Annotated in this window: 23 protein-coding genes; 12 read left to right on the top strand and 11 right to left on the bottom strand. The window is 64.3% G+C overall.

Annotation, left to right across the window (positions count from 1 at the left end; translation table 11 throughout):
- Window positions 1-11: 11 nt before the first annotated feature.
- The 4 genes from QMZ05_RS18610 (at window position 12) to QMZ05_RS18595 (ending at window position 3,280) form a co-directional block, all read left to right on the top strand.
- Window positions 12-761, top strand: a complete 750-nt coding sequence (locus QMZ05_RS18610) for an NUDIX domain-containing protein (RefSeq protein ID WP_050627458.1) — start codon at window positions 12-14, stop codon at window positions 759-761.
- A 258-nt stretch (window positions 762-1,019) separates the two neighbouring features.
- Window positions 1,020-2,345 carry an LLM class flavin-dependent oxidoreductase gene (locus QMZ05_RS18605; RefSeq protein ID WP_353702064.1) on the top strand — a complete coding sequence of 442 codons (1,326 nt, stop codon included), beginning with the start codon at window positions 1,020-1,022 and terminating at the stop codon, window positions 2,343-2,345.
- 127 nt (window positions 2,346-2,472) lie between these two features.
- Window positions 2,473-2,640 carry a 50S ribosomal protein L33 gene (rpmG, locus tag QMZ05_RS18600; protein WP_018271988.1) on the top strand — a complete coding sequence of 56 codons (168 nt, stop codon included), beginning with the start codon at window positions 2,473-2,475 and terminating at the stop codon, window positions 2,638-2,640.
- 109 nt (window positions 2,641-2,749) lie between these two features.
- Window positions 2,750-3,280 (top strand): hypothetical protein, encoded by a 531-nt coding sequence (locus tag QMZ05_RS18595; RefSeq protein WP_353702063.1) that lies wholly within the window; start codon window positions 2,750-2,752, stop codon window positions 3,278-3,280.
- On the opposite strand, the gene QMZ05_RS18590 is transcribed toward QMZ05_RS18595, so the two are convergent.
- From QMZ05_RS18590 to QMZ05_RS18580, 3 genes are all read right to left on the bottom strand, one after another.
- Complete coding sequence (locus QMZ05_RS18590; RefSeq protein ID WP_021078305.1) at window positions 3,277-3,405, bottom strand: hypothetical protein; 129 nt, start codon at window positions 3,403-3,405, stop codon at window positions 3,277-3,279. The two genes, QMZ05_RS18595 and QMZ05_RS18590, sit on opposite strands and share 4 nt — an antisense overlap.
- 72 nt (window positions 3,406-3,477) lie before the next feature.
- Entirely contained in the window at window positions 3,478-4,875 is a 1,398-nt protein-coding gene (gene amt / locus QMZ05_RS18585) for an ammonium transporter (RefSeq protein WP_353702062.1), read from the bottom strand.
- A gap of 503 nt (window positions 4,876-5,378) precedes the next feature.
- Entirely contained in the window at window positions 5,379-6,611 is a 1,233-nt protein-coding gene (locus QMZ05_RS18580) for an MFS transporter (protein WP_353702061.1), read from the bottom strand.
- Window positions 6,612-6,744: 133 nt separating this feature from the next.
- Between QMZ05_RS18580 and QMZ05_RS18575 the strand changes: the two genes are divergently transcribed.
- Together QMZ05_RS18575 and QMZ05_RS18570 are read left to right on the top strand one after the other, a co-directional pair.
- The gene (locus QMZ05_RS18575; RefSeq protein ID WP_353702060.1) at window positions 6,745-7,341 is read left to right on the top strand and encodes a TetR/AcrR family transcriptional regulator; all 597 of its coding nucleotides are present in this window, start codon (window positions 6,745-6,747) and stop codon (window positions 7,339-7,341) included.
- Window positions 7,342-7,468: 127 nt separating this feature from the next.
- Window positions 7,469-8,674: a serine hydrolase domain-containing protein gene (locus tag QMZ05_RS18570; protein ID WP_353702059.1), complete on the top strand. Its 1,206-nt coding sequence runs from the start codon at window positions 7,469-7,471 to the stop codon at window positions 8,672-8,674.
- A 159-nt stretch (window positions 8,675-8,833) separates the two neighbouring features.
- Here the strand turns inward: QMZ05_RS18570 and QMZ05_RS18565 are convergent, their stop codons facing one another.
- Together QMZ05_RS18565 and QMZ05_RS18560 are read right to left on the bottom strand one after the other, a co-directional pair.
- Window positions 8,834-10,207 carry a PleD family two-component system response regulator gene (locus QMZ05_RS18565; RefSeq protein WP_353702058.1) on the bottom strand — a complete coding sequence of 458 codons (1,374 nt, stop codon included), beginning with the start codon at window positions 10,205-10,207 and terminating at the stop codon, window positions 8,834-8,836.
- A gap of 15 nt (window positions 10,208-10,222) precedes the next feature.
- Window positions 10,223-10,588, bottom strand: a complete 366-nt coding sequence (locus QMZ05_RS18560) for a response regulator (protein WP_027538546.1) — start codon at window positions 10,586-10,588, stop codon at window positions 10,223-10,225.
- A gap of 228 nt (window positions 10,589-10,816) precedes the next feature.
- Here QMZ05_RS18560 and QMZ05_RS18555 point away from each other — a divergent pair, with 228 nt between their 5' ends.
- Both QMZ05_RS18555 and QMZ05_RS18550 read left to right on the top strand, forming a co-directional pair.
- Entirely contained in the window at window positions 10,817-11,116 is a 300-nt protein-coding gene (locus QMZ05_RS18555; protein ID WP_050425563.1) for a DUF3572 domain-containing protein, read from the top strand.
- Complete coding sequence (locus QMZ05_RS18550; protein ID WP_353702057.1) at window positions 11,095-12,405, top strand: DNA polymerase IV; 1,311 nt, start codon at window positions 11,095-11,097, stop codon at window positions 12,403-12,405. Before QMZ05_RS18555 ends, QMZ05_RS18550 begins: the two co-directional genes overlap by 22 nt.
- A 146-nt stretch (window positions 12,406-12,551) precedes the next feature.
- On the opposite strand, the gene QMZ05_RS18545 is transcribed toward QMZ05_RS18550, so the two are convergent.
- Together QMZ05_RS18545 and QMZ05_RS18540 are read right to left on the bottom strand one after the other, a co-directional pair.
- The gene (locus QMZ05_RS18545) at window positions 12,552-12,953 is read right to left on the bottom strand and encodes a RidA family protein (RefSeq protein ID WP_353702056.1); all 402 of its coding nucleotides are present in this window, start codon (window positions 12,951-12,953) and stop codon (window positions 12,552-12,554) included.
- 233 nt (window positions 12,954-13,186) lie between these two features.
- Window positions 13,187-14,050 (bottom strand): cell envelope integrity EipB family protein, encoded by an 864-nt coding sequence (locus tag QMZ05_RS18540; protein ID WP_353702055.1) that lies wholly within the window; start codon window positions 14,048-14,050, stop codon window positions 13,187-13,189.
- A gap of 260 nt (window positions 14,051-14,310) precedes the next feature.
- Between QMZ05_RS18540 and QMZ05_RS18535 the strand changes: the two genes are divergently transcribed.
- From QMZ05_RS18535 to QMZ05_RS18520, 4 genes are all read left to right on the top strand, one after another.
- Entirely contained in the window at window positions 14,311-14,778 is a 468-nt protein-coding gene (locus tag QMZ05_RS18535) for a RidA family protein (RefSeq protein ID WP_050425560.1), read from the top strand.
- Window positions 14,779-14,781: 3 nt separating this feature from the next.
- Complete coding sequence (locus QMZ05_RS18530; protein WP_353702054.1) at window positions 14,782-15,534, top strand: glycerophosphodiester phosphodiesterase; 753 nt, start codon at window positions 14,782-14,784, stop codon at window positions 15,532-15,534.
- Window positions 15,535-15,690: 156 nt separating this feature from the next.
- Complete coding sequence (locus QMZ05_RS18525; RefSeq protein WP_353702053.1) at window positions 15,691-16,941, top strand: GNAT family N-acetyltransferase; 1,251 nt, start codon at window positions 15,691-15,693, stop codon at window positions 16,939-16,941.
- 153 nt (window positions 16,942-17,094) lie between these two features.
- Window positions 17,095-17,517, top strand: coding sequence for an HIT family protein (locus tag QMZ05_RS18520; protein ID WP_353702052.1), 423 nt, complete (start codon window positions 17,095-17,097; stop codon window positions 17,515-17,517).
- A 93-nt stretch (window positions 17,518-17,610) separates the two neighbouring features.
- Here QMZ05_RS18520 and tsaA read toward each other — a convergent pair whose 3' ends face one another.
- From tsaA to QMZ05_RS18500, 4 genes are all read right to left on the bottom strand, one after another.
- Window positions 17,611-18,102 (bottom strand): tRNA (N6-threonylcarbamoyladenosine(37)-N6)-methyltransferase TrmO, encoded by a 492-nt coding sequence (gene tsaA / locus QMZ05_RS18515; RefSeq protein WP_353702051.1) that lies wholly within the window; start codon window positions 18,100-18,102, stop codon window positions 17,611-17,613.
- 3 nt (window positions 18,103-18,105) lie between these two features.
- Window positions 18,106-19,086 (bottom strand): tripartite tricarboxylate transporter substrate binding protein, encoded by a 981-nt coding sequence (locus tag QMZ05_RS18510; protein ID WP_353702050.1) that lies wholly within the window; start codon window positions 19,084-19,086, stop codon window positions 18,106-18,108.
- A 61-nt stretch (window positions 19,087-19,147) separates the two neighbouring features.
- Window positions 19,148-19,492, bottom strand: coding sequence for an AzlD domain-containing protein (locus QMZ05_RS18505; RefSeq protein ID WP_353702049.1), 345 nt, complete (start codon window positions 19,490-19,492; stop codon window positions 19,148-19,150).
- The gene (locus QMZ05_RS18500) at window positions 19,489-20,241 is read right to left on the bottom strand and encodes an AzlC family ABC transporter permease (protein WP_353702048.1); all 753 of its coding nucleotides are present in this window, start codon (window positions 20,239-20,241) and stop codon (window positions 19,489-19,491) included. Before QMZ05_RS18500 ends, QMZ05_RS18505 begins: the two co-directional genes overlap by 4 nt.
- Window positions 20,242-20,351: the final 110 nt, after the last annotated feature.

Genomic DNA, 20,351 nt, shown 5'->3' with positions numbered 1-20,351 from the left:
AAAGGGATGAAATGACTGAAGCCGCCGCCCCTGCCGCCGTCGTCCACCAGGGCGAGAAAGAAGCCGATCATCACGCGTATTTCCGGCCGAAGGATGCCGCCACGCTGATCCTGATCGACCGCTCCGGCGCCAAGCCGAAGGTGCTGGTCGGCAAGCGCCACGACAAGGTCGTGTTCATGCCCGGCAAGTTCGTGTTTCCCGGCGGCCGCGTCGACAAGGCCGACAACCGCGTGCCGGTCGCCGCCCCGATCACGCCGGAGCTCGAAGCCAATCTGTTGAAGGGCAGCCCGAAGATCACGCCCGGCCGTGCGCGCGCCCTCGCCAATGCCGCGATCCGCGAAGCCTGCGAAGAGACCGGGCTCTGCCTCGGCCGCAAGGTCGAGAAGACAGCGAAGCTCGACGGCCCGTGGGCGCCTTTCGCTGACGCTGGCCTATTGCCCGATCCGTCCGGCCTGTTCCTGATCGCGCGCGCGATCACCCCACCCGGCCGCGTCCGCCGCTTCGACACCCGCTTCTTCACAGCTGATGCCTCGACCATCGCACATCGCGTCGAAGGCGTGGTGCATGCCGACGCCGAACTGGTTGAGCTCGTCTGGGTCGAGATCGGCTCCGAGCCGCTCGCGGACGCGCATGCCATGACCAAGAACGTGCTCGCCGAGCTCGACCGCCGTCTCGCCACCGGCCCGCTCCGCCATGACGCGCCGGTGCCGTTCTTCCATTTCTACGGCGGCAAGATGCAGAAGGACGTACTCGGGGCGTAAGCCAGCCCCCCGTCATTGCGAGCGAAGCGAAGCAATCCATGTCACCGCTTGCTGAACTATGGATAGCTTCGTCGCTTCTGTGCAAAATTGCTTTGCAATTTTGTCACGAGCTCCTCGCAATGACGACAGTGAGGCGACTGCGGACTTATCCTCCGCCGACGCCTCAAATTGCAAAAATCTTCTGGCGCCGTTGGGATGGCGCGCCGCGAAACGCCTCCCTATCTGTTCCGCTAACGACATCAAGAACGGAACGGGGCAATGGCGAAGCGTCAACTCAAGCTCGGCGCATTCATGCGACCGATCAGCATCCACACCGGCGCCTGGCGCTATCCCGGCGCATGGCCCGACGCCAATTTCAACTTCGACCACATCAAGACGCTGATCCGCAAGCTCGAGGCCGGCAAGTTCGACGCCTTCTTCATGGCCGACCATCTGGCCGTGCTCAACATGCCGATCAATGCGCTCAAGCGCAGCCACACCGTGACCTCGTTCGAGCCGTTCACGCTGCTGTCAGCACTCTCGGCCGTCACCGAGAACATCGGCCTGATCGCGACCGGCTCGACCACCTTCGACGAGCCCTACCACGTCGCCCGCCGCTTCGCTTCGCTTGATCACATCTCCGGCGGCCGGGCGGGATGGAATATCGTCACGACATCAAATCCGGACGCGGCGCTGAATTTCGGCCTCGACGATCACATGGAGCACGCCGAGCGCTACAAGCGCGCCCGCGAATTCTACGACGTCGTCACCGGCCTCTGGGATTCCTTCGCCGATGACGCCTTCGTACGCGATGTCGAGTCCGGGCTGTTCGTTGATCCCGACAAAATGCATGTGCTCAATCACAAGGGCAAATATCTCTCGGTGCGCGGACCGCTCAACATCGCCCGTCCCGTGCAAGGCTGGCCCGTGATCGTACAGGCCGGCGCGTCCGACGACGGCAGGCAGCTTGCGGCCGAGACGGCGGAAGCCGTGTTCACCGGCGGCGGCAGCCTGGCCGACGGGCAGAAGCTCTACGCCGACATCAAGGGCCGCATGGAGAAGATCGGGCGCGATCCCGAGCATCTGAAGATCCTGCCCGGCGCCTTCGTCGTGGTCGGCGACAGCGTCGAGGAAGCCAAGGAGAAGCGCGCGCTACTCGACAGCCGCGTGCATTACGACAGCGCGATCGCCTCGCTCTCGGTGATCCTCGGCACCGACGCGTCCGGCTTCGATCCCGACGGGCAATTGCCGCCGATCCCGGAAACCAATGCCAGCAAGAGCGGCCGGCAGCGCCTCGTCGATGTGGCCGCGCGCGACAAGCTCACCGTGCGCCAGCTCGCCCAGCGCGTCGGCGGCTATGGCGGGCTTGCCTTCGTCGGCACGCCGCAGACCATCGCCGACCAGATGGAGGAATGGCTGACGAGCCGTGGCAGCGACGGCTTCAACATCATGTTCCCCTATCTGCCGCAGGGCCTGTTCGAATTCGTCGACAAGGTCGTCCCGGAACTGCAGAAGCGCGGAATCTTCCGCAAGGAGTACGAAGGGCGGACGCTGCGCGAGAATCTGGGCCTGCCGCGGCCGAAAAACCAGTTCTTCGAGGCCTAATGGGCCGGAATCGGGATGATTTCGGCCGGGAAATCCTTGACTTTGAGCGGTTTGTGGCTAGTTTCCGGGCCAAACGCGGGCCGATTTGGCCGGCTCCCGATACCCCTTCATTTTCGAGGATTTGCATATGGCCAAAGCGGTCACCATCAAGGTCAAGCTCGTGTCGACGGCCGATACCGGCTTCTATTACGTCGCCAAGAAGAATTCGCGCACCATGACCGACAAGCTGGTCAAGAAGAAGTACGACCCGGTCGCGCGCAAGCACGTCGAGTTCAAGGAAGCCAAGATCAAGTAAGATCGTCTGCTTCTGACGTTTCAAACGGGGCCCTCGCGGCCCCGTTTTTGCTTTGTGGCCTGGTGTCGTCCCTCATGTCTTTCGGGCACGTCCCGGGCGCAGGGCTCACATGATCGCAGGCTTGGACGAGGGAAACGTCGGCGGCTACTCGGTCGCCTACGGCCGCGAGGACATCTACTTTCCGGTCTATGTCACCGCCGCCCTTGCCGCAGTCTTCCTGACCGCGACGTGGATCACGGGCGCGATCTACTGGCTGGCGCTGGCGGCGGCCGCCGCCGGCTTCACCTACTACAACATCCCCCTGCTCGAGGCCGGTCGTCCGACCATCGGGGCCAATCAGTACGGCATCTTCATCCAGGCCTTCGGGCTGATCCGCTGGCGCGCGATCGCGCAGATCGACCTCGTCGAGATCGCAGAGCGCGCGATGACCGTTCACGAATTACAGATCGCGCTCAATGTGCCACTCGGCAGCGCGCTGGTGGCCGATTGGCGCCAGCGGCCCGCCTATCGGCTGCTGATGCGCTTGCCATGGCGCATGGACCATCGCGGCGTGGTCCGCGTCAATCTCGAGCCATTCGACCGGACGCCCGACGAGATCCACCGGACGTTCCTGAGGATGTGGCGCTACTACCGGAGCTAGCCTTTGAACGCCTCATCCGGCAGATGCGCATCCGCGATTTCTGCATCCGGATTATGTGTGATGGTCATGAACCAAACGAGGCTGAAGAACAGCGACCACGCTGTGTTCCAATAGAACCAGTTCATCGGATCACCTCGAACAGCTTTGATCCGTGCCAGCCGGCATCGATCGCCGGCCGGCGCGGAATGCCGCCAAGTCTACTGCACGACCTCGCCGTGCAGCGCCAGATCCAACCCTTCGCGCTCGATGTCGCGCGTCACGCGAAGCCCGACGAAGAGATTGATCACGAACAGGATGATCAGGCTCACGACGGCATCATACACGAAAACAGTCGCGACGCCGATGCATTGATTGAGGAACTGCCCGGCATTTCCCTCCAGAACGCCGGCCGTTCCACCATACTGCTCGACCGCGAACACGCCGGTCAGCAGTGCCCCGACGATGCCGCCGAGGGCATGAACGCCGAAACAGTCCAGCGCGTCATCGTAGCTGAACATGCGCTTCAAGCCGGTGCATCCCCAGTAGCAGCAGACGCCGGCGGCGATGCCGATCGCGAAGGCGCCGACAGGCCCGACGAAACCGGAGGCCGGCGTGATCGCGACGAGGCCCGCGACAGCGCCCGAGCAGATGCCGACGACCGTCGGCTTGCCCTTGAGTGCCCACTCCACCAGCATCCAGGTGAACCCTGCCACCGCCGTGGCGATCTGCGTCACCAGCATGGCCATGCCCGCCTGCATTCCGGCGGTGACGGCGGAGCCGGCATTGAATCCGAACCAGCCGACCCACAGCAGCGAGGCGCCGATGAAGGTCAGCACCATGTTGTGCGCCGGCCCCGTCTCGACGCGCTTGCCGAGCATGATCGCGCACATCAGGCCGGCCACGCCGGCGTTGATATGCACGACGGTACCGCCGGCGAAATCGAGAACCTTGACATACGCAGCGTCGTTGCCCGCCGAGAAGATCCCGTCAGGTCCCCAGACCCAGTGCGCGATCGGCGCATAGACGAAGATCGCCCACAGCCCGATGAACCAGAGCATCGCCGAGAACTTCATCCGCTCGGCAAACGCACCGGCGATCAGCGCCGGCGTTATGATGGCGAACGTCATCTGGAAGCAGATGTAGACGGACTCAGGAATGGTCGCGGCGAGCGGATTGGGATTGCCGATGCCACCCTTGCCGATGTCACTCAGGATGTCCTTGAGGAACATGCGATCCAGACCGCCGATAAACGGCGTGCCGGCACGAAACGCCAGGCTGTAGGTGACGACGGCGAACAGGATCGTGACCAGGCAGGTCACGGCGAAACTGGTCATCACGGTGTCGCCGACATTCTTCTTGCGCACCATGCCGCCGTAGAACAGGCCGAGCCCCGGCACCGTCATCATCAGGACGAGCGCGACTGACGTGAGCATCCAGGCAGTGTCGCCGGAATTCGGCGTGCACTTCTCGAGGATCTTGCCGCCGCAGGCAGGCGGCGCCGCCGCATCCTCTGCCAGCGCAAGGTCACTGAACAGCAGGCAAAGAAGCGCCACCCCCAGCAGAGCAACCACAACTCTCACGAGCTTCGGGCGCGTGTATGTCGCAGACTCCATCATCGTCCTCCCATCACAAGAAATGCTGGTGTTCGGAATCGGCGCGGCGCATTCGGAGCGCGAACGCCGAAAGACAGCGCGCGCTCGGCTATCGGGATGTCTCGAAGTGCCGTGCGGCGGATGGCGGGATGCAGCGAAGGCGCGGCTGCATCAGGCCGGGCGCGAGGCACAACGGCTTCCTGCTCGGCGGCGCGGCGAAGGCCGTGGTGCGCGGATGGCTGGAGAATGACGGCGACTAGCCTCATCGCGGCCAGCCCTTCCCATGGGTCCCCAGGCCGGAAAACCTCTGCAACGGCTTCCGGCACGATTTCTAGACAAATTCAATCAAGATTCGTGCCACCGGCGCGCACCGAGCAACCCGTTGAAGACATTGCAAATTCAATCCAAGCGCGGAACGGCTTCGCGCTCCACTGCACGTTCTCGCAGCAAGTAACCGCTGGAAAAATAGGCAGCAGTCGGCGACTGCCCTCATATAGGGCAGTCGCCGGTTTGCCGGGATCGAAGGCTTAAGCGGCCTTGAGCAGCGGCGGCTGCGCCGGCCGAATCAGCGCGAAGGCGAGCTGGATGATGCCGCCGGCAAGCCCGAGCGCGACACCAATGCGCCAGGCCATGGTGTAGGAGCCGAGCGAGTCGTAGATCACCCCGCCTCCGTAAGCACCGAGGAAGCTGCCAACCTGGTGGCTCATGAAGGCAAGGCCCTGGATCATCGCTTGCCAGCGCAGCCCGAACATCTCGGCCACCGCGCCCGCAACCAGCGGACCGACGCCCATCCAGAGGAAGCCCATGATGGCGCCGAACAGCAGCGTCGAGCCAGGCGTTGCCGGCAGCATGAAGTACCAGGCGAGCGCCAGCGAGCGCAGGATGTAGATGCCGCCGAGCAGCGCGAGCTTGTTCCAGCGCTGGCCGGCCCAGCCGAAGAACAGCGAGCCTAGCACGTTGAAGCCGCCGATCATGCCGAGCGTCTGCGCGCTCAGCATCGGGTCGAGCCCGCAGATCGCCAGATACGACGGCAGATGCGTGGTCAGGAAGACGAGCTGCATGCCGCAGACCATGTAGGCGCAGGTCATCACCACGAACGACGCGTTGCCGAACGCGGTCTTCGCCGCGGTCGCCGCCGTGGCGTTGCCGATGTCGTCGCCCGCCGGCTTCGGCAGCGGAATCCTGTCGACGCGACCGGCGTACAGGGCTGCCGGAATCATGAAGACCGAGAGGACCACAAAGCCGGCAAGCCCGACGCGCCAGCCGAACCCTTCGTTGAGCATCTGGCCGATCGGCGCCGACAACAGCGCGCCGAGTGAGCCCGCGGCCGAGACCATGCCGAGCACGGTCGAGCGCACCGTCTCAGGCACCGCGCGCGCCGCGACCGACATGGCGATCGCATTCGCGGTGCAGGCGAGCGAAAGGCCGATCAGCACGCCGGCGCCGATCATGATGCTGACGAGGCCATGCGCAGTCGTCATCAGCACGAGGCCCGCGATGTAGGCCAGCGCACCGACCACCATGATCGGGCGGAAGCCGTAACGCACGGTCATCGCGCCCGCCAGCGGCTGCAGGAAGCCCCAGGCGAGGTTCTGCACCGCCAGCGCCAGCGTGAAATGAGACACCGAGATGCCGATGTCATGCGTCAGCGGCTGCATGAAGATGCCGAGGCTCTGCCGCAGCCCCATGCTCAGCGTGAGCATGATGGAGGCGCCGATCAGAATGGGAAGCGTGGGACGCAGGACCTGCAACAGGGGCATTGTTCTTGTTCTCCCAAAGGGGCGCGGCACGCGTGCCGCAGCCTGCGATTCCCGCTTATTTTAGGTACACAGACCTGTGTAATTAGGCTATAGGGAGGCGCTACTGTCAAGCGAAGAGGATCACGGCCGGCGCATGGCTTCCCCGCCTCCCAAACAGACCATGAAAGAGCGGATCCTCGAGACCGCCGACAGACTGTTTTACCTGCGGGGCATTCGCGCCATCGGCGTCGACACCATCGCGGCCGAGATCGGCATCAGCAAGCGTACGCTCTACAATCACTTCCCCTCGAAGGACGCGCTGATCGAGGCCTATCTGCAGCACCGCTTCGTGCAGCCCCGCCCCTCCGACAAACCGCCGGCCGAGCAGATTCTCGCAACCTTTGATTCGCTTGAGCGGCGCTTCGCGGCGAAGGATTTTCGCGGCTGTCCGTTCGTGAACGCGGTGGCCGAGCTCGGACCGGAGGACGAGGACCGTACCTTCAGAAATATCGCGGTTGCCTTCAAGGAGAGCCGCCGGATCTGGTTTCGCGATCTGCTCCGCCAGCTCGGCGTCGCCGATGCCGAGGGACTTGCAACCCAGCTCACGCTGCTGGTCGACGGCTCGATCGCACAGGACCTGGTGCGCGACGATCCGGCGATGGCGCGCGCGGCCAGGGAAGCGGCGCGCGTGCTGCTGGCGAATGCCGGGGTCAAGGTCGCAAGCTCCACAGACAAGAAGCGCAGCGGATAAATCCGGTTGCGCAACCAGGTTCCGTTTGGTTGGTAGCGCGGACCACGCGCGACGGCCCGAGCGAATATTCCGTCAAGCGAGATAGCCGACGACCGCGCGAACGGCGCGGCACAACAGGGGAACGACCATGGAAGATCTGAAGGTGACGGCCACCGGCTACGATTTCGCGCCGGCGCGCGCCGCCATGCAGCGCTACATCGACAACAATCTCCTGTCCGGCATCTCGTCTGCGGTGATGGTGGGTCGCGACCTCGTCGATGTCTCCTGCGTCGGCTGGGCCGACAAGGAAGCGCAGATTCCGCTGCGCACGGACCATATCTTTCGGGTGTTCTCCAACACCAAGCTGATCACCTCCTGCGCGGCGCTGCTGCTGTTCGAGGAAGGCCGCTTCCGGCTCGACGATCCGATCGAGACCTACATCCCGCAGCTCGGAAACCGGAAAGTGCTGCGGCCCGGCGCGACGTCGATCGATGACACCGAGCCGGCGCGGAGCTCGATCACGATCCGCCAATTGCTGAGCCACAGCGCCGGCCTGAGCTACGGCTTCTTTGATCCCGGCACCGTCATCTTCAAGGCGCTCAACGAGCGTGGCGTGCACAATCCCAACACGACCTTGGCCGAGATGGTCGATGTGCTGGCCGGTCTGCCGCTGATCTGTCAGCCGGGCACCTCCTGGGAATACTCGCTCGCGATCGACGTGGTGGCGCGCCTCGTTGAGGTGGTCAGCGGCCAGCGCTTCGACGCATTCATCAAGGCGCGCATCCTCGATCCGCTCGGCATGGTCGATACCGGTTTCGTCGTTCCCGAGCAGGATCAGGGGCGCCTGGTCGCGTATTACGCGGGCGCCGATCTGATGGAGCCGATGAAGCCGGGCCTCACCCGCACCGACAATGCGCCCTTCCCCGGCGCCTATCTGCGTCCGGTCGCACGGCTCAATGGCGGCGGCGGCCTGGTGTCGACGCTGCCCGACATGGTCGCATTGATCCGCAGCCTGCTGCCGGGCGGACCAACACTGCTGAAGCCGGACACCATTGCGGCGATGATGTCCAACCAATTGCCCGACGGACAATGGATCCGCTTCGCGATGATGGGCGAGCAGCCCGGCAAGGCGCATGGACTGGCCGGCGGCCTGATCCTCAACCCCTCGCCGATCGATCATCCCGATGCTGCCGGCGAATTCTACTGGGGCGGCGTCGCCGGCACGCAGTGGTGGATTTCGCCCAAAAAGGGCATCGCCGGCGTGATGATGGCGCAGCGCCAGATGGCGTTCGTCCATCCGTTCTCGTTCGAGTTCAAGCGGATGGCCTACGACGCGGTGAAGCGCGGACGCTAGCAGGCTGCATTTTACGGCAAATGCTGTCGTCACCCGCGAAAGCGGGTGACCCAGTATTCCAGAGACGGTTCAGCTTGAAACGAGAGGCCGCGGCGTACTGGATACCCCGCATGCGCGGGGTATGACGACGGATGTTGTGGATGATGTGAAGCGCGGCCGTTAGGCCGCCGCGGAGACCACCCGGTTGCGGCCGTCGTGCTTGGCGCGATAGAGCGCGGTGTCGGCGCGCTTGAGCACGTCGGCGACCGGCTCGCCCTTGCGCTCCAGCGTGGTGAGACCGATCGAGATCGTGACCGTGATCCGCTTGCCGCCCTTGTCGACGGCAAAGGGCTCGCCCGCGATCGAGCGGCGCAGCCGCTCGGCGACCATGCCGGCGACATGCAGATCGGTCTCCGGCATCACGACCACGAACTCCTCGCCGCCATAACGGCAGGCGAGATCGATGCCGCGGATCGACTTGCGGATGCGAACGGCGAATTCGCGCAGCACGTCGTCGCCGGCGTCGTGGCCGTAGGTGTCGTTGATCGCCTTGAAGTAATCGATGTCGAGGATCATCAGCGCCAGCGGCTTGCCGCGGACCGAGGCCTGCTCCGCAAGGGTCGCGAGGTGGCTCTCCATGTAGCGCCGGTTGTTGAGGCCGGTCAGCGCATCGGTGATCGCCATCTCGATCGAGTTCTGCACGTTGTCGCGCAGATGATCGGTGTAGCGGCGGCGGCGGATCTGGGTGCGCGCCCGCGCCAGCAGCTCGTTCTTATCGACCGGACGCAGCAGATAGTCGTTGACGCCGATCTCGAGCCCGCGCATCAGCCGCGTGTTGTTGTCGGCATCCGAGATCGCAAGGATCGGCACCTGACGCGTCCGCTCCAGCGAGCGGGCCTGGCTGCACAGCCGCAGGCCGTCGAAATTGTCGAGGCTGAGCGACACGATCAGCAGATCGTAATTGCCCTCGGCGGCATGGAACAGCGCTTCCGACGGATTGGTCTCGACGTCGACGGTATGTTCGGCGGAGAGGATCGGCGCCAGCTTCTCGTAGGACGACGGCCGGTCGTCGACCAAGAGGATGCGGCCGCCGGTACCACGATCCGCGATCGCGCTGCGCTCGGGCGCCTGCATGCCGATCTCGAGCGAGGTGATGGCGCGCATGCGCAGCTCATCGGTCATCATCTTCAGCCGCGTCAGCGAGCGCACGCGCGCGATCAGCACGACGTCGGACACCGGCTTGGTGAGGAAATCGTCGGCGCCGGCTTCAAGCCCGCGCACGCGATCGGCCGGGCTGTCGAGCGCGGTGACGATGACGACCGGGATGAAATGGGTCGCCGGATTCGACTTCAAGCGGCGGCAGACCTCGAAGCCGTCCAAATCCGGCATCATGACGTCGAGCAGGATGATGTCGCATTCCGCGCGCGCGCAGATTTCCAGCGCCTCGGTCCCGTTGGAAGCGGTCAGCACATCGAAATATTCGGCCGATAGGCGGGCTTCCAACAGCTTGACGTTCGCCGGAACGTCATCGACGACGAGGATACGCGCGGACATTGCACCACAACTCCCCTATCCGATAAAGCGTCGGACAGTCTCAATAAATTTGCCGACCGAGATCGGCTTGGACAAATAGGCTTCGCAGCCGCCTTCGCGGATGCGTTCTTCGTCGCCCTTCATGGCGAAGGCGGTGACCGCGACCACCGGAATCGCGCGCAGCTCAGGATCGTCCTTGATCCAGCGCGTGACCTCGAGCCCGGAAACCTGGGGCAGTTGAATATCCATCAGGATGAGGTCGGGGCGCAGCTTGCGGACGAGATCGAGCGCTTCGAAGCCATTGCTGGTGCCCGAAGTCTGATAGCCATGCGCTTCCAACAGATCGCGAAAGAGCTTCATGTTGAGCTCATTGTCCTCCACGATCAGGACGGTTTTGGCCATCCCGTCCCTCCCAAACCCAGGAGACGGGCCCGGCTGCGGCACCTCACGCACCGCGCTCGGGACGCGTCGAAAATGTGAATTCAAACTAGCGCCAGAATCGCTCTAACCCGTTAACCCGACATCCAACTTCCGCAGCGTGGTTTCCGTTGCTTGAACACACGCGGAAGACTCGGGCATGATGGGCCTCTCAATAGAGACCATAAGTTAACGGAAAGGCAAACCGGCGCGTTGAAAAAGCCTGTTCACAACCCCCGGGAAGTTGCTGAAATCGTTGCGATTCAGGCGCTCGGCTTTATTGCCGGCGATCCTGAACGGCTGGGCTTGTTCCTGGCCGAAACCGGAATCGGTCCGGAGACGCTGCGGAACGCGGCATCCAATCCTCAATTTCTTGCGAGCGTGCTCGATTTCGTGATGCGCGACGATGCCACCGTGAAGGCGTTCGCCGCAGCCTCCGAACTGCACCCGACCAACATCGCCGCCGCCCACCAGGTGCTGGGCGACCCGAAATGGGAGCGCGACGTGCCGTGACGACGGCAGCGGCAGCTCCCGACGGCCCCCTCAGTTTCTGCCGGGACTGCCTCGGCAATCTCGATATCAAGGTGAAGCGATGCAGCCATTGCGGTTCACCGCGGCTGGTGCGTCACCGCACTCTGCCGGCGCTCGCGCTGGCCCATATCGACTGCGACGCGTTCTACGCCACCGTCGAGAAGCGCGACAATCCTGAGATCGCCGACCGCCCCGTCATCATCGGCGGCGGCAAGCGCGGCGTGGTGTCGGCCGCCTGCTACATCGCCCGCACCTACGGCGTCCGCTCGGCGATGCCGATGTTCAAGGCGCTGGAACTCTGCCCGGACGCGACCGTGATCCCGCCCGACATGGCGAAATATGTCCGGGTCGGGCGCGAGGTGCGCCAGGCGATGCAGGCGCTGACGCCGCTGGTCGAGCCGCTGTCGATCGACGAGGCGTTCCTCGATCTCTCCGGCACGCAGCGCGTGCACGGCATGATCCCGGCCAAGGTGCTCGCCAAATTCGCCCGCGACGTCGAGCGCGATATCGGCATCACGGTGTCGGTCGGGCTGTCCTGCAACAAGTTCCTCGCCAAGATCGCCTCCGATCTCGACAAGCCGAGGGGCTTCGCGGCGCTCGACCAGGACGAGGCGCGCGAGATGCTCGCCAGCAAGCCGGTCGGCTTCATCTATGGCGTTGGCCCCGCGACGCAGGAGAAGCTGGTGCAACGCGGGTTCCGCGTCATCGCCGATTTGCAGCGCGCCGACGAGAACGAACTGATGAAGCAGTTCGCGAGCGAAGGCCGCAGGCTGTGGCGGCTGGCGCGCGGCATCGACGATCGCAGCGTGGTGCCCGATCGCGGCGCCAAGACGATCTCGAGCGAAACCACCTTCGAGACCGACATCCGCGATTTTGCAATCCTGGAAAAACTGCTCTGGAAGCTGTCGGAGAAGACCTCGGCGCGGCTGAAGAGCAGCGACCTCTCAGGCTGCACCATCACGTTGAAGCTGAAGACCGCGGACTTCCGCCAGCGCACCCGTTCGCAATCGATCCAGACCCCGACCCAATTGGCCGCCAAGATCTTCGCGGTGACGCGCGAGATGCTCGTCAAGGAGATCGACGGCACCGCCTTCCGCCTGATGGGCGCCGGCGTCAGCGCGTTGCGCCCGGGCGCGCAGGCCAACGATTCCGACATGCTCGACCGCCGCTCGGCGCACGCCGAACGCGCCATGGACAATCTGCGCAAGAAGTTCGGCAATGCCGCCGTGATCCGGGGCATTGCGTATGAAGGGCCGGGAAAGCCGGAATAGTCCCGCCAGCTTCACGGCCGGGCTTGACCCGGCAACCGGCTCCGTCATTGCGAGCGTAGCGAAGCAATCCATTCATCCGCGCGCGCGGAGCGATGGATTGCTTCGTCGCTTCGCTCCTCGCAATGACGAAGAATGATCCGCAACCCTCAATCCGCGACCGCAATCGCCTCGATCTCGATCAGCCATTCCGGGGCCGCGAGCGCGGTGACGCCGACCAGCGTCGAGGCCGGCGGCTCCATGCCCTCGAAGAATGCCGAGCGCGCCTTGCCGATGATCGGGCGCAGCTCCGGCTTGTAGCCGACCACGAAGGTCGTGATCTTGACGATGTTGGAATAGGTCGCACCGGCGGACTTCAGTGCCATGCCGAGGTTCTGCATCACCTGGGTCGTCTGCGTGGCAAGATCGCCCGCGCCGACCACCCGGCCCTCCTCGTCCGTGGACACTTGTCCCGAAATGTAGATCGTGCGCGCGCCCGAGGCGACGACGACGTGGGAGTAAGCCGGATTGTGATGCAGGCCGCTGGGGCGAAGATGATCGAGCTTGCTCATGATGTGCCTCCCTGACACGCGTGTTTCAGGAAGCGTACTCGTGTCTGATGGTTCCGGCCAGAGCAGTCTCGCGGGCTCGCTCCGCTGTCGTCCCTGCGAAAGCAGGGACCCATAACCACAGGGTTGAGTTGTTGAAAGAGGCTGTGGCCCCAACGCCGCTCAACAATCACCTTCGGTGGTTATGGGTCCCGGCTTTCGCCGGGACGACACCGAGTGTGTGGCTACAGCCAGCCCTATTTGCAGGGCTTGGAATCCCTGACGTCGAACTTGTCGAGCGCGCCGGAGATCACGAAATCGTTGTAGTCCAGTACCAGTGCGCGGGAGACGCCGTTCTCGTAGAGCTCGAACGACATCGCGTAGACCGGCGTCTGCTCACCATCCTTGGCGCGCGCGTCGCTGTCATAATAGCTCACCGTGACCGGCCAGCGCGTCATGGTCTTCATCGCATCGCTCGCCGTCGACGGATCGGGCGATGACGGCGCGCGGTCACCCGCGAGCGGGCGGCCGATCACGGTCAGCGTGTTGTAGACCTTCTCGCCATTGTCGGAGCCGTCATAGACGGTCTGTTCGAGCACCGACTTGCCGTCACGGGCGGCGGCGATGATGTGCTGGATCTGCTCGGTCGGGAACACGATCTTGCCGTCGATGTTGAACGTCTTCTTCACCGGCTGGGTCAGCTTCACGGTGATATGATCGCCGACCCGCTCGGCGATGCCGTCGACCGGCGACGAGTCGCTGTCGTTCATCCGCGTGTCGATCTTGAAGCGGTAGCTTTTGCCCGACGCGTCCTCCCAGGACGTGGAACGCAGGTCGGACAGCGTCACCTTGCCCTCGCCGCTGTCGAGTTCGGACACCTGGCGGAATTCGGAGGTGTAGCCTTCGCAGGAACTGCCGGAGAAATTGTAGAGGATGCGCCCGCGCGCATCGCTCACCGAATTGGAGCCGCGCGATTTCACGAGGCTCAGATCGTACAGCGCCTGGTGTGCGAGGAACGGCCCGCTTGCCGCAGCAGCGGAGCCTTGAACCAGACCGGATCCTGCGGCAACGGCGATCGTGAGCACCAGGGCACGCGACGGATTCCGAAACGGAAGGTTCATGTGTTTTCCTCGAGGCAGGGATTCGCCACAATAATGACGGTGGTATTGCGCCGCAACTGGGGCAAGTCTGACAAAATCGCAATGTACGCAGCGAAATTGCCGGCGTTTTCAGCAGCTTTCCGCGCAATTTGGCACGCCGCGGCCGCCCGGCTCTCACGTGACCGTCGCTTGCAACCGGCGGCGCGATGCGCGAAACAATCGAAACAAACTTGGCCCTGACCGCGTTTCAGGCTTCGTGCAATCCAATTGGGGGACAAAAGATGGCGGGTACCGTCGAACAGAAACTGGCGTCACAGGGCATTACACTTCCCGAGCCGACCTCCCCGGTCGCAAATTATGTCCCCTTCGTCCGCAGCGGAAACCTGCTGTTCATCTCCGGCCAGGTTTGTTTCAACGCCGAAGGCAAGCTGATCGCCAAGGGCAAGCTCGGGGCCGGCGTCACGCTGGAGCAAGGCGTTGCCGCGGCGCAGGGCTGTGCGATCAACCTCTTGGCACAGATCAAGGCCGCGCTCGGCGATCTCGACAAGGTCGTGCGCGTGGTGCGGCTCGGTGGCTTCATCAACTCCGCACCTGATTTCTTCGACGGCCCGAAGGTGCTGAACGGCGCCTCCGACCTGATGGTCGCGGCCTTCGGCGACAAGGGCCGCCATGCTCGCACCACCGTCGGCGTCGCCTCGCTGCCCGCCGACGCCGCGGTCGAAGTCGAAGGCGTGTTCGAAGTCGCCTGATCGATGCGCGCCCCTGATTGGCTGACGAAACGGCCGGTCGCCCATCGCGGCCTGCATGATGCCGCACGCGGTGTCATCGAGAACATGCCGGCCGCGGCCACCGCCGCGGTCGCCGGCAACTTCGCCATCGAGTGCGACATCCAGCTCACTGCCGACGGCGAGGCCATGGTGCATCACGACGATGCGCTCGGCCGGCTTACCGAAGGATCGGGCCTGCTGGCGACCAAGACGACGGCCGAGCTGAAGGCCGTCAAGTTCAAGGACACCTCCGAGCAGATGATGACGCTCGGTGATCTCTGCGCGCTGGTCGCCGGCCGCGTCCCCCTGGTGGTCGAGGTGAAGAGCCATTTCGACGGCGACCGCAAGCTCGTAGCCCGGATGGCCGAGGTGCTGTCGTCCTACTCCGGCCCCGTTGTCGGCATGTCCTTCGATCCGGACCAGGTGCTGGCGCTGCGCGAGGCGATGCCCAATTTGCCGCGCGGCATCACCGCCCAGCGCACTTACGACGACAGCTCATGGACCAAGCTGACGCCGGCCCAGCGCGACGGCATGCTGTATCTTCGCCACGGCCTCAGGACCGAGCCGCATTTCGTTGCCTTCTGGGTCAACCAGCTGCCGGCGCCGGCGCCCTGGATCGCCCGTAACGTGTTCGGGTGTCCGCTGCTGGCCTGGACGGTGCGAACGGCGGAACAGCGCGAGCGCGCCGCCCGCTACGCCGACCAGATGATCTTCGAAGGCTTTGTGCCGGGAACCTGACATGCCACAGACATGCCCCTTGCAGTCTTGAACTCGTCGCTGCGACGCACGATGTTGTCGGGAGTTGGCCGTCATCTGCGATGGAGCATGATCCGGAAGTTGAGCCAGCTGTTCCGGAAAGATCATGCTCAAAAGAGGCACCGGTCTTCACTCTCGATGGCGTCTTCTGAAATCACCCTAGAGGCTGTGGCTGACATCGGCGGCATTCCGGCCGCCGAGTGGGACGCCTGTGCCAATCCGAAGGCGGACGCGGACAGCATTCACACCCTCGACACGCTGGCTTCGCCCGCCGCCGCAGGCGATTGCCAGACCGCCGCAAGTTCGAGCTATAACCCGTTCGTTTCCCACGCCTTTTTCGCCGCCGCGGAAGCCTCTAGTTCAGCCTGCCCGCGCACCGGCTGGGGCCCGCGGCATCTGGTGGCGAAACTCGATGGCCGCATCGTCGGCGTCGTGCCCTGCTATCTGAAATCGCACTCGCAGGGCGAATACGTGTTCGATCGCGGCTGGGCAGAGGCGTATCACCGCGCCGGCGGCAGCTACTATCCGAAGCTGCAGGTCTCCGTTCCCTTCACGCCCGCGACCGGGCCGCGGCTTCTGATCCGCGACGGGGTCGACCGCGAGGTGATCGGCTCCGCGCTGGCGCGGGGCCTGCGGGCGCTCTGCAACGCCACCGAGGCCTCCTCGGTGCATGTGACGTTCGCCCGCGAGGACGAGGCAAGGTTCCTCGGCGCGCACGGCTTCCTGCAGCGGACCGACCAGCAGTTCCACTGGCACAATCAAGACTACAAGACCTTCGACGATTTTCTGGGCTCGCTGAACTCGCGCCATCGCAAGGGCATCAAGCGCGAGCGCCGCGAGGCTCTTGCTGCCGGGATATCAATCCACTGGCTGACCGGCTCCGATATCACCGAGGACGCCTGGGATGCTTTCTTCGAGTTCTACATGGAGACCGGCTCGCGCAAATGGGGCCGGCCGTATCTCACTCGAGAGTTCTTCTCGCTGATCGGCGGGAGCATGGCCCGCGACGTTCTGCTGGTCATGGCCAAGCGCAACGGCCGCTGGATCGCGGGCGCCATCAACTTCATCGGCTCGGACACGCTGTTCGGCCGCAACTGGGGCGCGATCGAGCATCATCCGTTCCTGCATTTCGAGGTCTGCTACTACCAGGCGATCGATTTCGCGGTTCAGCGCGGGCTCAAGGTGGTCGAGGCCGGCGCGCAGGGCGAGCACAAGCTGGCGCGCGGCTACCTGCCGCAAACCACTTACTCGGCGCACTTCATCGCCGACCCCGGGCTGCGCCGGGCGATTGCCGATTACCTCAAACGCGAGCGCGACTATGTCGCCGAGGTCGGCCGCGAGCTTGCCGAGGCCGGCCCGTTCCGGAAGACCGTCGACGACGACGCTTGACGTTTCGGCCGCGACCTAGACATTGCAGCGTTTTCGAGCGAAGTGGATACCGGTTCGCGTGAAGAAAACGCGTCGAACAAGAGTCTAGAGCCCCGTTCCGATTCAATCGGAACGGAATCGGCTCTAGCGCCATAAAATTGAGGAGCCGCCGCCATGCCCGCCTACGACAACAACAACCCCTTCGCAAAAATCCTGCGCGGCGAGTTTCCGTCCTACAAGGTCTATGAGAACGAGCACGTGCTCGCCTTCCTCGACATCATGCCGCGCTCGCCCGGGCACACGCTTGTGATCCCGAAGGCCCCTGCCCGCAACATCCTCGACGTCACGCCGGACGATTACGCCCATGTCGCGCGTGCCGCCCACAAGATCGCCGCCGCCGGAATGAGAGCTTTCGAAGCCGACGGCATCACCGTGCAGCAATTCAACGAGCCCGCCGGCGGCCAGGTCGTCTTCCATCTCCACATGCACGTGATGCCGCGCCAGAACGGCGTCGCGCTGTTGCCGCCCGCAAGCCACAAGGAAGACGGCAAGGTGCTGGAGGCTCACGCGGCGAAGCTGGTTGCGGCGCTGAAGTGACGCCGAAGGCGTCATTCCGGGATGGTCCGCAGGACCAGACCCGGAATCTCGAGATTCCGGGTTCGATGCTTCGCATCGCCCCGGAATGACGGCCTACTCCGTCTCGAAATCCCCGGCCTGCGGCGGAGCCAGCGGAGTGAATTCGCAGCGATCCGGCTTGACGTCGATCAGCGGCGTCTCGTCGAGGCAGTCGAGGCCGCGCACCAGGATGACGTTGCCCTCGACGCCGACCAGCTTGACGATCGAGGTCCCGATCGGGTTGGGGCGCACCGGCGAGCGCAGCGAGAAGGTGCCGCGGGTGTTGCCGTTGTTCTTCGGGCTTTGCAGCACGATGTCGCGGCGCGACTGGTGCAGCCAGTACAGCACTTCGAGGTTCGAGTAGAAATCGACGCCTTTGATCGCGGCGACCCAGGGCTCGAAAATCTCGAGCCGGCACACCGGGCCGTCATGCCGCCCCTGCCGCGGCGTCGCCAGCCGCGAGGTCCAGGGCGTGCGAATGCGGCCGATGAAGACGAGGGCGGCATCGCGCGCCGGCGGCATGTCGACGGCGACCTCGCCCTGGCGCAATTCCATTTCACGTACCATGTTTCAATCCAATGATAGATTCAGCGCCTTGACCACATCAGCCCATCGCGCGCGATCGGTATCCACGAACTTGTCGATCTCGGCCCGGCTCTTCGCGCGCAGCGGCGGGAAACCGATCTTGACCAGCGAAGCGCGGAACGCCTCGTCGTTCAAGGCCCGGTCGAGGCTCGCCTTGATCTTGCCGGCGATCTCGTCAGGCACCTTCGACGGCGCTGCAATACCATACCAGACGCTGACCGCATAATCAGGGTAGCCGCTCTCCGCAATCGTCGGCAGGTCGGGCAAATCGGCGATCCGCTCGGTCGAGCTGACGCCGAGTGCGCGCAGCATGCCTGATTTGACCGGCGGCAGCGCGGTGCCGAGCGTATCGAACATCAGCTGGATGTTACCGGACAGCAAATCCTGCAGCGCGGGTCCGGCGCCCTTGTACGGCACGTGGGTCATCTCGACGCCGGCCATCTGCTTGAACATCTCGCCGGCGAGATGAACCGTGCCGCCGGTGCCGGCTGATCCGAAATTGAGCTTGCCGGGATTCTGCTTGGCGTAGGCGACGAACTCCGCAATGGTCTTTGCCGGAACGGACGGATTCACCTCCATGATCATCGGCGCGTCCGTGATGACCGACAGCAGGCGGAAATCCCTGGCCGGATCGTAGGGCAGCTTCTTGTAGAGCAGCGGATTGAGCACGAAGATCGAGGCCGCCGTCACGAACAGCGTGTAGCCGTCGGGATCGGAGCGCGCCACGGCCTCGGCGCCGATCGCGCCCTGCGCACCGGCCTTGTTCTCGACCACGACCACCTGCTTGAGATCGCGCCCGAGATATTCGCCGACGATGCGGCCGAGCACATCGGTTGGCCCGCCCGCGGCATAGGGCACCACGAGCTTGATCGGACGGGTCGGATAGTCGGCGGCACGCGCCGGCAGCGCCGCCACCAGCAACGCCGTCAGAGCAACAATGAATAGCGATGATGCGCGCCGCTGCATGCCGTTTCCCCGTTGTTTTCTTCTTGGGGAACGAGAGTAGCGGATAATGCGCTTGCCGCAATCAGCCGAGCCAGTATTTGCCTGCGATCATCACGACTTCGCCGACGATCACGCCGGCGAAGATCGATTTCCGCGCCAGCATGAACGCCACAAAGCCCGCGGCGACGGCACTGTAACGCAGCCAGTCCGGCACGCTGGCGAGCGCACCCGGTGGCTGCACCACGATCTGCGCAATGATACCGGCGAGGATCGCGGTGGCGACCGCCCTCACCCAGACCAGCAGTTCCGAGTTCTCGTCGATGCCGCCGCCGAACCACAGGCCGAGCATGCGCCAGATCTGGTTGGGGATGACGCCGGCCACGAACAGGATCGCGAGCGCGTGCCAGTCGCCGATGAAGCTGCTCATGCGCGCGCCCTCACGGTGCCCGCCCGCGCCCGATGTACGGCATAGGCAATCGTTCCGGCGACGACGCCGCTGACCAGAATATCGACGCCGCTGTTCAGCAGTGCGGCCAGCGGAAACAGCAAGAGGCCGAGCACCAGCGCGATGACGTCGGCGAGCTCGCGGCAGTTGCGCGCTGTCGAGAACAGGAACGCAAGCGGCGTCAGCATCAGCATGCCAGCGGCGAGCAGCGGCGTCAGGTTGGCCGCGAGCGTGTAGCCGATCGTGTTGGCGATGAGGCAGACCGAGACCAAGCCCAAACCGAGCCCGTGGATGAAGGCGATCCGCCTGATACGTGGCACCTGCGGCAGGAAGCGATAGCATTCGACCCACAGCGTCACGGCCGTGAGATGCGCCACCAGGATCAGATGCCGCCGTTTGGTCTGTTCGGTGCGCATCAAGGGCAACACCGACACCACCATCGGAAACAGCCTGATCGCGCTGACGGTAACCGCGATCGCGGATTGCAGCACGGTAGCGCCGGAGCCGAGCGTCGTGATCACGATGATCTGCGCAGGCCCTGCCCAGACGAACGCGGTGCTCGCCAGCGTCCAGCCCAGCGAGAAGCCGCTATCATGCGCCAGTGCGCCGATGCCGAGATAGGTTGCAAACAGCACCAGCGTCAGCACGGTCGCGCCGATCGACCGCGCGCCCCACAGGAAGGCGCGGAACGAGGTCTGCCATTGCGGAGAATCGAGCGGAGGAAGCGCCACGGTGAACCGGATGGTTTTGCAATGTTTGCGGCTTAGGTGGTGTGGACTCTAAGGATTCCCTTTTGAGAGCAAATCAGATTCAAGGCTTCTTTTGGGAGGCAGTCTTGGGT

The sequence above is a fragment of the Bradyrhizobium sp. INPA03-11B genome (genome assembly GCF_040446015.1).
Classification (GTDB): domain Bacteria; phylum Pseudomonadota; class Alphaproteobacteria; order Rhizobiales; family Xanthobacteraceae; genus Bradyrhizobium; species Bradyrhizobium macuxiense_A.
Note: the sequence above shows the minus strand (reverse complement) of the source record. Positions and strands in the feature narration are given on the sequence as shown.